Below are 14,083 nucleotides of genomic sequence, written 5' to 3' on the forward strand. Positions count from 1 at the left end.
GTGGGCGACGGCGCTCAGAGGAGCGCGATCGGGTTGATCGGCGAACCCACGGCACCCGTGATGGGCAACGGCGGCGCGGAGAGGAGGAATTCGTAGCGGCCCTTCGCGGCGCAGACGCGGCCGAGCTCCTCGAAGTCCCACATCTCACCGACCGTCAGACCCATGTTCGGGATGACGATCTGGTGCAGCGGCTGGAACGATTCATCGAATTCGTTCGGACGCACTTCGAAGCCCCACGTGTCGGTCGCGATCGCGGCGATCTCGCTGCGATGCAGCCAACCCGCCGTCGACAGGGAAAGCCCAGGGGCGGGCCCTCCCGCGTACTCTCCCCAGCCGTTGCGTCGGACGCGGGCGAGCTGCCCGGTCCGGACGAGCAGGATGTCTCCCCGTCCGACCTGCGACGAGGAGCCCTGCGCGTCGATGCAGTCGTTGAGGTCCTCGGCCGAGATCGCGTAGCCGTCCTCGAGTTCGCCCGTCTCCGGACGAAGATGGCGGCCCATATCCAGCAGCACGCCGCGGGAGACGATCACGCTGGCCGCGTGCTCGATCCCGGTGACCAGATCACCGCGCGTTGTGACAACCGCGCCCGCCGGGCGACCGTTGTAGGCGAGCCCTCGGTCGAAGATGTGCCCGAGCCCGTCCCACTGCGTCGAGCACTGCAGGGGCATCATGATGACGTCGTCTGCACCGCCGATACTGTGCGGGTTGGCGTGGGGATCGCGCTCGTGGTCCAGCCCCGTGCCGGTCATGGTGTGCACCGGATTGTTGCGCTTCTTCCATCCGCGCTGAGGGCCGTCCTCATCGAAGGCCTGAGCGAGCGAGACGCTCACGCCTTCGGTCACGAGGCGGGCGGCTTGCACCCGCTTCGCCTCGTCGATGAAGTTGAGGGTTCCGAGGACGTCGTCCTCGCCCCAGCGACCCCAGTTGCGGTAGGCCTCGGCGCGGATGAAGACCTCGCCCGACGGGTCCGTACGATCCAGGTCCGTGGGATTCTCCGACAGCGAGCTCATGACGTTCCCTGCCCGAGCGGGGTGGACGGTGCCATGACGCGCATCAGACCTTTCCCTTCAGGAGCTGCGCCCGGATCTCCTCGGGCACGCCTTCCTCCGTGGCGGTGGGGCCGTCGGCGGGCGGGAAGGACTCGCTGAGCGAGAGCGGCATCGTGGTGTTGCGGTAGATGTCGAACGACCCCTGCGAGGTGACCCAGGTCGGCGCTTCCCAGTCCGGTACGTAGTTGCGGTACCCGCCCGTGTTGAGCTCGATGCGCATCGTGGACGGCTCACGGTAATAGAGGAACGACTGCTCCCCGATGCCGTGGATCGTCGGACCGTATTCGATCTGCACGCCGCTCTCCATGAGCAGGTCCGCCGCGATCAGCATTTCCTCGCGCGTGTCGTACCAGAACGCGAAGTGGTTGACCCGCCCAGGTCGGGTGGAACCGTCGAGGACGACGCCCAGGTCGTGGGACTTCTCATTGGTGGTCAGAACGGAGAAGACGGAGATGGGCGCCTGCTCCAATACGGTTCGCGCCATGAGCCGGAAGCCGAGCACGTCGTTGTACCACTGCGCGAATGCATCGACATCGCTCGCGCAGATCGTGACGTGGTCGAGCTGCCGCGGCGCTCCCGCGATCTTCGAGCGGCGCTGGGGGCGATCCGGGAACGAAGAGGCGAGGTCGCCGTCGGTGTAGCGATGGTGCGTCGCCTCCCAGTGCAGCACCATGGTGTGGCCCCAAGGACCGACGAAACGGTATGCGCGCCCGATGCCGTACGCGTCGAACCACTCACCGGCCGCACCGGCGGCCTCGACTCGGCCCACGGCTGCTTCCAGCGCCTCAGCGCTCGTGGTCCGCCAGGCCATGGAGTCGAGGGAGACCTCTTCGCCGGCGACGATGACGAGGCTGTAGCTGTAGTAGTCGCCCCAGCAGCGCAGGTACACGCCGTGGTCGTCGCGCCCGACGACGGTCATGCCGACCTGGTCGACATAGAAATCAACCGAGGCCTCTACGTCGGGGGTCGTCAGCGCGACGTAGGAGAGGTGTGAGAGCAGAGTGATCATCTTCGAGCCTTTCGCGGCGCAAGTGGGGTGCTTCCCTCCATCATTCGGCCCCGGTGATTATTGGACAACCGAATAATCCCTATGTCCGCCATCGGGATCACCGATAGTCTGTTTCGTGACGAGAGGCGTTCGACGTGCCACAAGACCCGCTGCTGTCCCGACTGGATCTGAACCTCCTGGTGTCTCTGGACGCCCTGCTCAGAGAACGCAATGTGACCCGGGCGGCCGAGCGCCTGCACTTGAGTCAACCGTCCCTCAGCACGGCGCTGTCGCGCCTGAGAATCCACTTCGACGACGATCTGCTTGCCCGCCGGGGCAACGCCTACGAATTGACACCCCTCGCGACGCGTCTGCTCGAACACACGACGCTTGCCCTGAGTACCGTCCGCAGAGTCTTCGAGAGCCAGGCTCGCTGGAACGCGAGCGAGTCGACGCGCGAATTCACGATCCACGGCTCGGACTACGCTCTTGCCACCATCGCGCCCCTGGTGTCGCGGATGGCCTCTGCGGAGGCGCCGGACGTGAGGTTCCGGTTCGTGCCGACGTCGAGCCCGGCGATCGACGATGTCATGGCGCGATTGGCGTCGCTGGACGGCGTCCTGCTCCCTCATGGGATCGTGAAGGATCGCCCGAGCCTGGACCTCTGGCGCGACGACTGGGTACTCCTGGCCGCAGAGGACAACCCGCTCGGCGACACCGTGCCCACCCTCGCGAATCTGTCGGCGCTGCCCTGGGTCTTCACCTATCAGACCCGGGCCGCCTTCACCGCTGTCGGCCGCCAGCTCGAGCAGCTCGGACTCCGGCCACGCGTGGAAGTGGTCGCGGAGAGCTTCGCGCTGCTTCACCTGTTCGTGGAGCACACCGAGCGGCTCGCCCTGATTCAACGCAAGCTCGTCCCGCTCATCACCAGGATGGGCGGTCTGCGGGTCTACGAACTGCCGTTCGATGCCGTGCCACTCATCGAGGCGCTGTGGTGGCATCCCGCGCACGACAACGATCCCGGACATGAGTGGCTGCGTGAGATGTTCGCCGCAGCCGCTCGCGAGCTGGACTGAGCCGAGGTCGCTCGTCCCGCGCGGTTTCGCGTTCGCTACCGGGACGCGCTGGACCGCCTGAGGGCAGGCCTCACGAATCCACGGCGGCGACGCACCGGACGACCTGCTCGCCCAGCATCGAGATGCGACCTGTCATGACGTCCCCGTCCTTCAGGAACCGCCCCCAGTGCTGACCGTTCCCCGCCGGACTCCCGGTAAGGATCACGTCGCCGGGGTAGAGCCGCGTCGTCTGCGAAGCATCCGAGACGATGGCCGGAACGTCGTAGATCAGCTCCGCGGTCGTCGCGTCCTGCATCACCTCGCCATTCAGTTCGAGGACCACGCGCGCGTCGCGCGGATCGACGAAGCGCGCCGGCACCAGGAACGGGCCGGTCGGCAGGAACCCCGGCGCGTTCTTCGAGCGGAACCAGTCCGCTCCCATGTCGCCGACGCCCCCGGGGAAAACGCGATCGCGCGTGGTGATGTCGTTGGCGATGGTGTAACCGGCGATGTGTGCCGGGGCGGCCTCCGGCGTCACACGGTACGCCTCCTTCCCGATGACGACGGCGAGCTCCAACTCCCAGTCGTGCTGGTCGCTGTACGCGGGGAGCACAAGCGGCTCATCACCGCCCACGACGCAACCGGGGAGCCCGAGGAAGATGATGGCCCTGCCGCTGGCAGCCCGCGCGTCCATCACGCGCTCCGCCCGCGTCCGAAGCTCCTCAGGCGCGACGTCGCGGTCCTCCTTGGCGATGCCGGCCATGATGAGCTGGATGACATGCGTGCGGTAGTTGGCGCCGGCCTGGAGTACGTGGCGCGGCTCGACGGGTGCCGTCAAGGTCACCTCGGACAGCGGCCGCCACGGACCATCGGCACCGACCAGCTTCTCAAGTCGGTCCCAACCGTCGGCGGCGAGGAAGTCATTGAGGCCGGCCGCGCCCAGATCATCCTGGTCCAACGGGCGGATGCGGTCGCCTGCCACCAGACCGAGTCGGATGCGGTCGTCTTCGCGGTAGCGGGCAAGCGCAAAAGGTGCCTCGGGTCCGGTGCTGGTCATCGTGTTTCCTCCCACATCACCCGCGAGCATCCGCGCACGGGGCGTACCTTCATCCCGCAGCGACCTGCTGAATCAATCCGTGCTGTTGGATCTCCTCGAGAACGCGCGTGCGCAGCTGCACGAACGTCGGAGTTGCCCGGGTGACCAATTGGTCGCGTTCCCGGCCGAGCGGCACCTCGACGTCGTCGACGATCCGCGACGGGCGCCCGCCCAGCACGACCACGCGGTCGCCGAGGTAGACCGCTTCGTCGATGTCGTGCGTGACGACGACGATCGTGATCCCGAGCTTGTCCCGCAGCCCGAGGACGAGGTCCTCGAGCTCGAAGCGGGTCTGGGCGTCGAGCGACCCGAACGGCTCATCCATGAGCATGATCGGCGCCTCGTACGCCAGCGCGCGCGCGATCGCCACCCGCTGCTGCATGCCGCCGGAGAGCTGCCACGGATACTTGTCGGCGCTCTCTGCGAGGCCGACCACTTCCAGCGCCTCGTGAGCTCGACGAAGACGCTCGGCCTTCGCGACCTTGCGGCCCTCCAAGGGGAATGCCACGTTCTGTGCCACCCTCATCCAGGGCAGGAGTGACCCCCGGTAGTCCTGGAAGACGACGGCGATCTGCTCGACCGGCTCGGTGATCACGCTGCCCGCGAGGGAGACGGTCCCGGTGCTCGGAGTCGCCAGCCCGGCCAGCAGCCGCAGAAGCGTGGTCTTTCCGACGCCTGAGGCACCGACGAGACAGGTGATGTCGCCGGACCGGATGTCCAGATGGAGATCCTCGATCACAGCCACCCGTTCGGCGCCCGTGCCGAAGGACTTGCCCACGTGCACTGCGCTGAGGGCCACCTCCGCCGTCAAGTTATGAGTCACTTGCTGTCTCCTTTCAGTGCTCTCACGCGACGCGTCGCGTCGGCGTCTTCCCGCGTCCAGGCGAGCACCCGGTGCTCGATGAGGACATAGACCACGGTGAACGCCCACCCGATGACGCCGACCAGGAGGGTGCCACCCCACGCGGCTGCGAGCTGGAACCGTTGGCCGCTCTGCAAAATGAAGTAGCCGACGCCTTCGGTCGAACCGTACATCTCGCTCACGACCAGCATGACGAGGCCGATGGTCACAGCCAGACGGATGCCGATGGCGATCTGCGGAGCTGCGCCCGGCAGTACGACTCGGCGGATCCGCAATCCGAGCGGGATCCGATATCCGCGCGCGGTCTCGAAAACACTCGGGGCGATCGAGCGGACGCCCTCGATGCAGTTGAGCAGGATCGGCCAGACGCATGCGAGGAAGATGAGGAAGACCTTCGGCCCGCGTCCCACCCCCAGGACGAGGATGACGATCGGCACGAACACGACGATGGGCAGCGTCCGGAAGAAGTCCAGATACGGCGAGAGCACCTCGCCGACGCGTGGCAGCAGACCGATGGCGAGCCCGAATCCCAGCCCCACGACGATCGCGAGGGCGAGCGCGGCGAAGTAGTTGCCGAAGCTGAAGATCAGGTCTGTCCACAGCTCGCCCGACGCGGCCCAATCGACCACTGTCTGGAGGATGGTGGAAAGCGAGGGCCAGAACACCGAAGTGGAGGCCGCCGAGGTGACGAACCAGAGCGCCACCAGGGCGATGGGCAGCCATGCCTGCAGAAGGATGGTCGCGACGGGACCGTACGTTTTGATCTTCATGTCACTCATCCCCGCCCATCGCCGGACGCCATTTCAGGAGGGTGGACTGCAGCTTCTCGAGCCCGGCGTTCACGGCGTATCCGAGGAGACCGGCGGTGGCGATGTATGCGAACGACAGCGCGGAGTTTGCCCCCATCTGAGCATCCGTGATCTGGTTGCCGATTCCGGGCGAGCCGCTGAGCACCTCTGTGGCGATCGCCACCAGGATCCCCACCGAAGCGCCCAGCCGGAGCCCGGTCAGGATCGACGGCGTCGCGCTCGGCAGCATGACCTTGCGCACGAGCAACGCGCGGGGGACGCGGAACGCGCGCGCGGTCTCGATGACTGACGTTGGGACACGGCGCACCCCCTGCTGCGTCTGCAGGATGATCGGGAAGACGACGGCCACGAACACCAGCACGGCTTTCAGCTCGACGCCGCGACCGAGGATCAGCACCAGGACGGCGATGAGAGCGACCGCGGGGAACGCGCGTCCGAAGTCGACCAGGAAGCGCGTGGACAGCTCAGCTGCGGCCGACGCCCCCGTGATGACACCGATCGTGATGCCGACCACCGCGGCTGCGAGGAGCCCGGTCAGGGCTCCCCACAGCGTCAGCGCCAGTGCCTGCCAATAGCCGACCGTGACGACTTCTTGGGCCAGGGCCACTACCACAGCGGAGGGGGCGGGGACAAGACCTGCCGGAACGATATCCACCGCGGCGATCATCGCCCACAGCGCGATCCCGGCGACGAAGACACCGACGCGCCAGAGCATCACGCCGCGCGACGCGCTTGCGCGCTGCGTCGCCGCTGCGCTCGAACGAATGGTTTGAGTCCACGTCATCTTGATTCACCCCCGCCCGGAAACCGAACCCGGTCTCAGCGAGCCCCTTCCCAGACGATGTCCTCGACGGTCAGGTCCTCCCGCACCTCGCCGGCCTGCTTCATCCCGCGCAGCACGACATCCCAGCCCTTCGGGTTGAACGTCACATCGAGCGGCTCGAGGATCATCACGTTGTCGATGAACGGAGCAGGAAGCTCCGTGTTCTCGTGGTAGACCTTGCGCACTGCGTCAGGGTTCTCGTTCCCATACTCCGTGCCGAGGATCAGGGCCGCGCGGAAACGCTCCAGCGCCTCAGGGTTCTTCTCCGCGAACTCGACGGTCGATACCCAGAGCGACTGCGGCGCGTAGGGAAGGAACTCCCGCACACCGGTACCGACGCGGGTGAAGCCGGCATCCAGCGCTGAGAGCATGAAGATGCTGAACGTGAAGACCGCGTCCACCTGCCCGTTCTGAGCGGCGGCGACGAGCGCGTCCATGGGCACCGGAACGATCTCGACCGAGTCGAGGCTCACGCCGTTCTCCTCCAGCGCCGTCACGACCGTCAGGTACGGCAGGCCGCCGAGCTCGGGAACGCCGACCTTCTTGCCCTTGAGGTCCTTCCAGTCGGTGATCGTGCTTCCCGGCGGGACGATCAGGCCATCCGAGACCTCGCCTTCGTAATCCGGCTTGGCCGACTTGGTACCGGCGACGACGAGGATCGGCATCCGCTCGTTGATCGCGCGGATCGCGGTGACCGCGTCCGTCGCGGCGATGTCGAACTCGCCGGCGATGAGTGCGGAGTTTGTCGCCGCACCACCACCGCCACCGGTGACCTGCAGATCGACCTCCAGGCCCTCCTGCTCGAAGAAGCCCTGCTCCTGAGCGATGATTGCGCTCTCGAGGTTCACCGCGCCGCGCGCAACGCGAATGGAGATCAGTTCCTCTTCGGCGCTCGCCGCGGGAGTGGCGGAGGTATTTCCGGCCGGTGCTGAGGGACTCGAACAACCTGCCATGACCGAGACGATGAGTGCTGCTGCTGTGACCAGCGCGGCACCACGCAGTCTGCGAAGTGGTCGGTGATGTTCCATTTCATCTCCTTTGATGCGTCATCTGCTGCTGGGCGGGGTGGGACCACCGCGACCTAACTCCCACTATCGGCGGCACCGGAGCCATCAGGGAAGGCGGGTTCACCGATGCGCTCCATTGGTGTTCCCAATACCTCGCGGGCGCTGCGCGAATGACCCGCCGGCCCGCGTCTGGTCGCGAGTCGGTGACGCTCGCTCGCCCCGTCTTCGTGGACGGCGGGGAGGGGCTACCGGCGGTGCAGGACGTGGGCGGCGGCAGGCAGAAACAGAAAAGAGTGCCGGTTTCCCGACACTCTTTCCCAAATCACTGTCTCAACACAGTGTGCGCCCGAAGAGACTCGAACTCCCAACCTTCTGATCCGTAGTCAGATGCTCTATCCATTGAGCTACGGGCGCATGGTGCGCACTCGCGTGCAAACCAGCGTCCAGAATACCCCAGCATCCCGCTCACGCCGAATCGAGCCGAGATGAACCCGCCGGGGTCAGTCGCTGAGAGGCACGACGGGGTCCGCGTCCAGCGCTCGGAGCTGGCGGACGAGCGCGACGCGACGGTACGAGGCATCCAGCAGCTCCGAGATCAGGTCCCAGTCCGCGGCATCCGAGTCCACCCGAATGGCGAGCCAGCCATACGCGCCCTCGTACGGCGGCACGAACACGTCCGCTCGCTCCAGCAGCGCTTCGCGCTCCAGTGGATCGGGCACGAACTCCACCGCGTCCCGATCATCGTGAGCCGCCCCGACGATCGCGAACTGCCGCTTGCCGGCGCGGAACGTGAAGCGGCCGTGCGCGACGACTTCAGCCGCTTCGGGGTAGCGCATGCAGAGCGCTCGCATCCGCTCGACCAGCGGAGCGTCCGACTCATAACGCAGCGGATGCGGCTCGGTCTCCACGGCACGTCACTCCCGTTCGAGCTCGGCCGCCTGAAGGGTCTCCCCCGCTGACAGCCGGCGACGGTGGGCGGCCAGCCGCGGCAGATCCACGAGCCGCAGCGCCTGCATGCGCGCGCCGCGCATCGTCTCGTATTCGGGATCGGTGTCGGAGCGCATGCCCTCGACATGCAGTCTGCGCTGAAGATTGGCTTCGACGTCGCCCCACGCGGCATCCCGTGCCTGCTCGACGAGTTCGCCGACCGCCTCGGAGTCGGCGGCGCGATTGCGCAGCTCCTGCGCAACAGCGCGGTACTGCTTGTCGCGCTTGCGCAGGTTGCGGGTGTCGCGATCTCGGTAGTCGTGCGTGCTGTCCGGGTCCGAGAACTTGCCCCACGCGGTCTTGCGCTGGCGACGTGCGAGATCCGCGGCCGCCTCCTGCTCCTCGGCGAGCGCGATCAGCGTCTCTCGCGCGTAGGCGGCAACGACCTCCGCCTCGAACTGCGCGTCGTGGGCGATCGTCTCGACCAGGATGTGGTTGCGCACGGCCAAGCGCGCCGCAGCCGACGCGATCGACACGCCCTCGAAAACGGCATCGGAGGTCTTTCCCATACACCGCACCCCCTCACGACGAGGTTACCGTCAGCGGCGCCACCCCGAAGTCGGCGAGAATCGGACGAGGACGATCGGGTGGAGGAGCAGGTGGCCAGGACGCGGCGCCTCGATGTGCGGGGCAAGACGAGCGTCATCACCGGCGCCGCCAACGGGATGGGCGCCGAGATAGCCCGGGAGCTCGATCGCCGCGGTGCGCGGCTCGCCCTGATCGACCGGGATGCTGTCGCCCTGAGTGCGCTGGCCGATGAACTCTCCGGTACCGGCCACACCACCCATGCGCTCGACCTCACCGATGACGCAGCCGTCTTCGCCCTCGCGGCAGACATCGCGGCATCCCACCCGCACGTGCAGTCTCTGATCACCTGCGCGGGCTCGTCCATGCTCGGGAACATCAGCCAGCTGACGATGGAGGAGATGCGCTGGCTGATGGACGTGAACCTGTGGGCGACGGTGAGCATCACCCAGGCGCTGCTGCCGGCGATGCGACGGGAGCCGGCCGCGCACATCACGCATCTGGTCAGCATCTATGGGCTTGCGGCACCGGCGGGGCGCGTCCCGTACGCGATGAGCAAGTTCGCGGTGCGCGGCTTCACCGAGTCGTTGCGGCACGAGCTGGAGCGTTCCGCGGTGACGGTCGGAGCCGTCTACCCGGCCGGCGTCAAGACGGGCATCATCCTGCACGGCCGCTTCGCCGCGGCCATCGATCCGGCCGTCGCCCAGAGAGCAGCTGAGGCCCAGGCTCAGATGTATCACACCGATCCGAGGGATGCCGCGTATCGCGTCGTCGAGGCGACGGTGCGGCGCAGAGCTCGCACGCTCATCGGAAGACAAGCGCGGCTGGTCGACCTTCTGGCCAGGCTGGCGCCGACACGGTACTGGCGCGCGATGCGTCGGCCGCTGCGGGCGGCTACAGACACGACGACGCCGATCGCCTAGTGCTCGGAGCACAGCGGGCGATCGGCGTCGAAAGTGCGCGAAGGTCAGTCCGCGCGGCGGTCAGACTCCCTTGGTGCGGAACTTCGCGACGATGCCGCACTCGAACGGGTCGCGGGCAGCAAGCCCGACCTCGTTGAGGTACCGGATGACGATTCCGTAGGACTTCAGGAGAGTCGTCTCGGTGTAGGGCACGTCGAGCGTCTTGCAGTGCTCGATCACGATCTCGCGGGCCTGCGCGAGGTGCGGGCGGGGCATGCTCGGGAAGAGGTGGTGCTCGATCTGGTAGTTCAGTCCACCCATGAGCCACGTCGCCCACCAGCCGCCGGAGACGTTGCGTGACGTCCGCACCTGCTTGGTGAAGAAGTCGAGCTTCGCGTCGGCGTCGATGATGGGCATGCCCTTGTGGTTCGGCGCGAAGGCGGCACCCATGTAGACGCCGAAGACGGCGAGCTGGACGCCCAGGAACGCGAACGCCATACCGAGGGGCAGGAAGACGAAGATCGGGGTGAGCACGACCGCGAAGCGGAGCGCGATCAGGCCCAGCTCGAGCCAGCGGCCCTTGATCGGCTGGCGGAAGTCCAGCAGGTGGCGCAGACCGATGTAGTGCAGGTTGAGTCCCTCGAGCGTGAGCAGCGGGAAGAACAGCCAGCCCTGACGGCGCGTGATGAAGCTCATCGCCCCGTGGACCTTGACAGCGTCCTCCTCGAGGAAGCGGATGGTGTCGATCTCGATGTCCGGGTCCTTGCCGACCCGGTTCGGGTTGGCGTGGTGGCGAGTGTGCTTGGAGCCCCACCAGTCGCGGCTCATGCCGACGATGCCGTTACCGAGGATGAGCGCCAGAAGATCGTTCGCCTTGCCGGACGTGAAGATCGTGCGGTGGGCGGCCTCGTGAGAGAGGAACGCGACCTGCGTGAACAGGATGCCGAGGGCCGCGGCGATCAGCAGCTGGAACCAGCTGTCGCCGAGCAGGATGAATCCGGTGATCGCCCCACCGAAACCCAGCGCGATCGCGGTGCCCACGAGGATGTAGAACCACGGTGCACGATCGAGAAGGCCGGTTTCGCGCACAACCTGCGACACCTTCGTGTAGGCCTGCGTGATGGGCGGGAAGTCCTCTTTGCGGGCGTACGTCTGACGTACGGCGCCGAGGGTGGACACGGGTGCGGAGACTGTAGTGATTGCGACACCTGCCAGATCGGGGGATCCCGCGGGGCGGGAGGGGCGGAGAGCCAAAGGCGGGCGCCTATCGCTGGTCCCTACCCTACGCGTCGGCACATGCGCGCCCGGGAATGTGCTACGGGGGGTTGACATATGGCTCTGTCGCGCGCACAGGGGATGCGCATCCTGGCGTGCTAGCGTGGATGCGGCGGTTCGCTCCGCCCAGCGTCGTTGTCACGCTCCTCGGCTTTCCTGCCGCGGCTCTTTACATACGGCGAACCGATGCGCGAACCCGCGCCGTCGCCCCTTCAACGCCCTTCCTGCGGCGTGCCCAGCCTGAAAGCTGTTCTATGTCTACTTTCCTCGACCTCGGCGTGCCCACGTCGTTGGCCAACGTTCTCGCCGCAGAAGGCAAGACCGAGGCCTTCCCCATTCAGCGCGACACACTGCCCGACTCGCTCGCGGGTCGCGACGTGCTCGGCCGCGGCCGCACCGGCAGCGGTAAGACGATCGCGTTCGCACTCCCCCTCGTCGCGCGGCTCTCCGGCGCGTTCGCCGCCAGTCGCACCACCAGCCGCCCCCGCGGCCTGATCCTCGCACCGACGCGTGAGCTCGCGACGCAGATCGCGGCCACCGTCCAGCCCCTCGCGGCGGCCGCCGGCCTGACCGTCACCACCATCTTCGGCGGCGTCAGCCAGAAGCCGCAGGAAACGGCGCTGCGCAATGGCGTGGACATCGTCGTGGCCTGCCCCGGCCGGCTCGAAGACCTCATGAAGCAGGGCGTCGTGCGGCTCGACCGCGTGGAGATCACCGTGCTCGACGAGGCCGACCACATGGCCGACCTCGGATTCCTGCCCGGCGTGACCCGCATCCTCGCGGCCACCCCGCAGGGCGGCCAGCGCATGCTGTTCAGCGCGACGCTCGACCGCGGTGTCGACGGCCTCGTGAAGCGCTTCCTGCGCGATGAGGTGCGCCACGAGGTGGACGACCAGAGCGTCCCGCAGGGTGAGATGACTCACCGCGTGTTCATGATCAGCGACGACGAGAAGCCGGCGCTGGTCCGGCACCTCGCCGCCGGCCGTGGCCGTCGTATCCTCTTCACCCGTACCAAGCACCAGGCGAAGAAGCTCGCCAAGCTGCTCACGGCAGCCGGCATCCCGGCCGTCGATCTGCACGGCAACCTGTCGCAGGCTGCCCGCGAGCGCAACCTCGCGGCGTTCGGCGCCGATGCCGCCAAGGGTGGCGTGCGCGTATTGGTCGCGACCGACGTCGCCGCCCGCGGTGTCCACGTCGATGATGTCGAACTGGTCGTTCACGTCGACCCGCCGATGGAGCACAAGGCGTACCTGCACCGCTCGGGTCGCACCGCGCGTGCCGGCGCCGCCGGTACCGTCGTCACCGTCGTGATCCCCTCGCAGCGCAGGGACGTGGCGGACCTCCTTCGCAAGGCCGGCATCCAGGCCCCCCTCGAGCAGGTCAACGCCGAGTCCGCGCCGATCTCCGAGCTCGTCGGCGAGCGGGCCGAACACGTCCGCCCGGCGCCGATCCAGCCCGAGGTCCAGCGGTCCTCCAAGCCGCGGACCGGCCAGACCTCGCAGGGTCGCGGCGGCCAGGGCCGTGGCGGTCAGGGCCGTGGCGGCAACGCCACCGGCGGTGCCTCCGGACGCAACGCCACGGGCGGTGCCGCGGGACGCGATCGCGCAGCGTCGGGATCAGCCCAGCACGGGCGTCCCGTGTACTCGACCGGTACCGGTCAGCCCGCCGCCGCCGCGCACAACCCGCGCGCCGGCCAGGCCGCCCGCCCGACGGGCAACCGTCGCGCGCAGCACAACGGAACGCGCTCCGGCGCCCCGCGCGGCTGAGCCACAGCAACGAAGTGAACGGCCGGGCGGATTCTTCCGCCCGGCCGTTCCGCGTTCCGCGGGCGCGGGCGACCTACGTGGCGAGCGTGTCGACCACCGCGGCGATCCGCCCGGCGGGGTTTGCTGCCCTAGCGTCCCGCCTCAGCGCGCGCAACCCCCCGCTGCGCGGAGGCTGGGAGCGTAGCCTCGCACCGTTACCTTCACGAAAGGAGGCGCACATGGGATTCATGGATGACGCCAAAGAGACGGCCGAGACCGCCGGACGCAAGATCCAGGACAAGTGGGAAGACACCACTGACGCGATCGGCGACAAGATCGACGAGGCGAAGGCGGACGCAGACGTGAAGAAGGCGGAAGCCGAACGCGATTCCGTTGAGACGCGGAACTCTCTCAAGGAGAAGATGCGCAAGAGCTGACGCGCGCCGACCCGCCCGGCTCGGTCGTGGCGAAGCGCGGAGGGCCTCGGAGAAGACTCCGGGGCCTTCTGTCTGCCGTTCTCCGTTCGCTCGCCTGTCGCGATCGGCAGGCGCGGCCGGCGTGTTGTGACAGGCGAACATCGCGCGGCCCCGCTCACCTGTCGCGATCTGCAGGCCCACCCGGCATGTTGTGACAGGCGAGCATCACCCTCACGCGAGCATCGCGCGGACCCGCTCGCCTGTCGCGATCGGCAGGCGTGGGCGGCGTGTCGTGACGGCGAGCATCGCGCGGACCCGCTCGCCTGTCGCGATCGGCAGGCGCGGCCGGCGTGTCGTGACAGGCGAGCATCGCCCTCACGGGAGCATCACGCGGCCCCGCTCACCTGTCGCGATCCGCAGGCGCGGGCGGCGTGTCGTGACAGGCGAGCATCGCGCGGGCCCGCTCGCCTGTCACGATCGGCAGGCCCACCCGGCATGTTGTGACAGGCGAGCATCACGCGGGCCCGCTCGCCTGTCGCGGTCT

Annotated in this window: 14 protein-coding genes and 1 tRNA gene; 4 read left to right on the plus strand and 11 right to left on the minus strand. The window is 67.8% G+C overall.

Annotated elements, in window-relative coordinates:
* Nucleotides 1-14 precede the first annotated feature (14 nt).
* Nucleotides 15-1,010, minus strand: a complete 996-nt coding sequence (locus ABD655_RS15670; RefSeq protein WP_344715365.1) for a cyclase family protein — start codon at nt 1,008-1,010, stop codon at nt 15-17.
* A 43-nt stretch (nt 1,011-1,053) separates the two neighbouring features.
* Entirely contained in the window at nt 1,054-2,058 is a 1,005-nt protein-coding gene (locus tag ABD655_RS15675) for a VOC family protein (RefSeq protein WP_344715367.1), read from the minus strand.
* A gap of 134 nt (nt 2,059-2,192) precedes the next feature.
* Here ABD655_RS15675 and ABD655_RS15680 point away from each other — a divergent pair, with 134 nt between their 5' ends.
* Nucleotides 2,193-3,113, plus strand: a complete 921-nt coding sequence (locus tag ABD655_RS15680; protein ID WP_344715369.1) for a LysR family transcriptional regulator — start codon at nt 2,193-2,195, stop codon at nt 3,111-3,113.
* 70 nt (nt 3,114-3,183) lie between these two features.
* Here ABD655_RS15680 and ABD655_RS15685 read toward each other — a convergent pair whose 3' ends face one another.
* The 8 genes from ABD655_RS15685 to ABD655_RS15720 all read right to left on the minus strand — a co-directional run bounded on the left by ABD655_RS15685 (nt 3,184) and on the right by ABD655_RS15720 (nt 9,185).
* The gene (locus ABD655_RS15685; RefSeq protein WP_344715371.1) at nt 3,184-4,149 is read right to left on the minus strand and encodes a fumarylacetoacetate hydrolase family protein; all 966 of its coding nucleotides are present in this window, start codon (nt 4,147-4,149) and stop codon (nt 3,184-3,186) included.
* A gap of 49 nt (nt 4,150-4,198) precedes the next feature.
* The gene (locus tag ABD655_RS15690) at nt 4,199-5,011 is read right to left on the minus strand and encodes an ABC transporter ATP-binding protein (RefSeq protein WP_344715373.1); all 813 of its coding nucleotides are present in this window, start codon (nt 5,009-5,011) and stop codon (nt 4,199-4,201) included.
* Complete coding sequence (locus ABD655_RS15695) at nt 5,008-5,820, minus strand: ABC transporter permease (RefSeq protein WP_344715375.1); 813 nt, start codon at nt 5,818-5,820, stop codon at nt 5,008-5,010. The genes ABD655_RS15690 and ABD655_RS15695 overlap by 4 nt, the downstream gene beginning before the upstream one ends.
* Nucleotide 5,821: 1 nt before the next feature.
* Complete coding sequence (locus ABD655_RS15700; RefSeq protein WP_344715377.1) at nt 5,822-6,643, minus strand: ABC transporter permease; 822 nt, start codon at nt 6,641-6,643, stop codon at nt 5,822-5,824.
* A 35-nt stretch (nt 6,644-6,678) separates the two neighbouring features.
* Nucleotides 6,679-7,635: an ABC transporter substrate-binding protein gene (locus tag ABD655_RS15705; protein WP_344715379.1), complete on the minus strand. Its 957-nt coding sequence runs from the start codon at nt 7,633-7,635 to the stop codon at nt 6,679-6,681.
* Nucleotides 7,636-8,030: 395 nt separating this feature from the next.
* Nucleotides 8,031-8,103 (minus strand) — tRNA-Arg (locus ABD655_RS15710).
* A gap of 86 nt (nt 8,104-8,189) precedes the next feature.
* Entirely contained in the window at nt 8,190-8,597 is a 408-nt protein-coding gene (locus ABD655_RS15715) for an MmcQ/YjbR family DNA-binding protein (protein ID WP_344715381.1), read from the minus strand.
* 6 nt (nt 8,598-8,603) lie between these two features.
* Nucleotides 8,604-9,185: an asparagine synthase gene (locus tag ABD655_RS15720; protein ID WP_344715383.1), complete on the minus strand. Its 582-nt coding sequence runs from the start codon at nt 9,183-9,185 to the stop codon at nt 8,604-8,606.
* 78 nt (nt 9,186-9,263) lie between these two features.
* Here ABD655_RS15720 and ABD655_RS15725 point away from each other — a divergent pair, with 78 nt between their 5' ends.
* Nucleotides 9,264-10,124, plus strand: a complete 861-nt coding sequence (locus ABD655_RS15725; protein WP_344715385.1) for an SDR family NAD(P)-dependent oxidoreductase — start codon at nt 9,264-9,266, stop codon at nt 10,122-10,124.
* A gap of 60 nt (nt 10,125-10,184) precedes the next feature.
* On the opposite strand, the gene ABD655_RS15730 is transcribed toward ABD655_RS15725, so the two are convergent.
* Nucleotides 10,185-11,282 (minus strand): fatty acid desaturase family protein, encoded by a 1,098-nt coding sequence (locus ABD655_RS15730; RefSeq protein ID WP_344715386.1) that lies wholly within the window; start codon nt 11,280-11,282, stop codon nt 10,185-10,187.
* 350 nt (nt 11,283-11,632) lie between these two features.
* Between ABD655_RS15730 and ABD655_RS15735 the strand changes: the two genes are divergently transcribed.
* A complete protein-coding gene (locus ABD655_RS15735) occupies nt 11,633-13,144 on the plus strand; it encodes a DEAD/DEAH box helicase (RefSeq protein WP_344715388.1) in 1,512 nt (503 codons plus the stop codon).
* Between the two features lie 218 nt (nt 13,145-13,362).
* Nucleotides 13,363-13,560: a hypothetical protein gene (locus ABD655_RS15740; RefSeq protein WP_344715390.1), complete on the plus strand. Its 198-nt coding sequence runs from the start codon at nt 13,363-13,365 to the stop codon at nt 13,558-13,560.
* The last annotated feature ends 523 nt before the right edge of the window (nt 13,561-14,083 follow it).

The sequence above is a fragment of the Microbacterium terregens genome, from assembly GCF_039534975.1.
In the GTDB taxonomy this organism is placed as follows: Bacteria; Actinomycetota; Actinomycetes; order Actinomycetales; family Microbacteriaceae; genus Microbacterium; species Microbacterium terregens.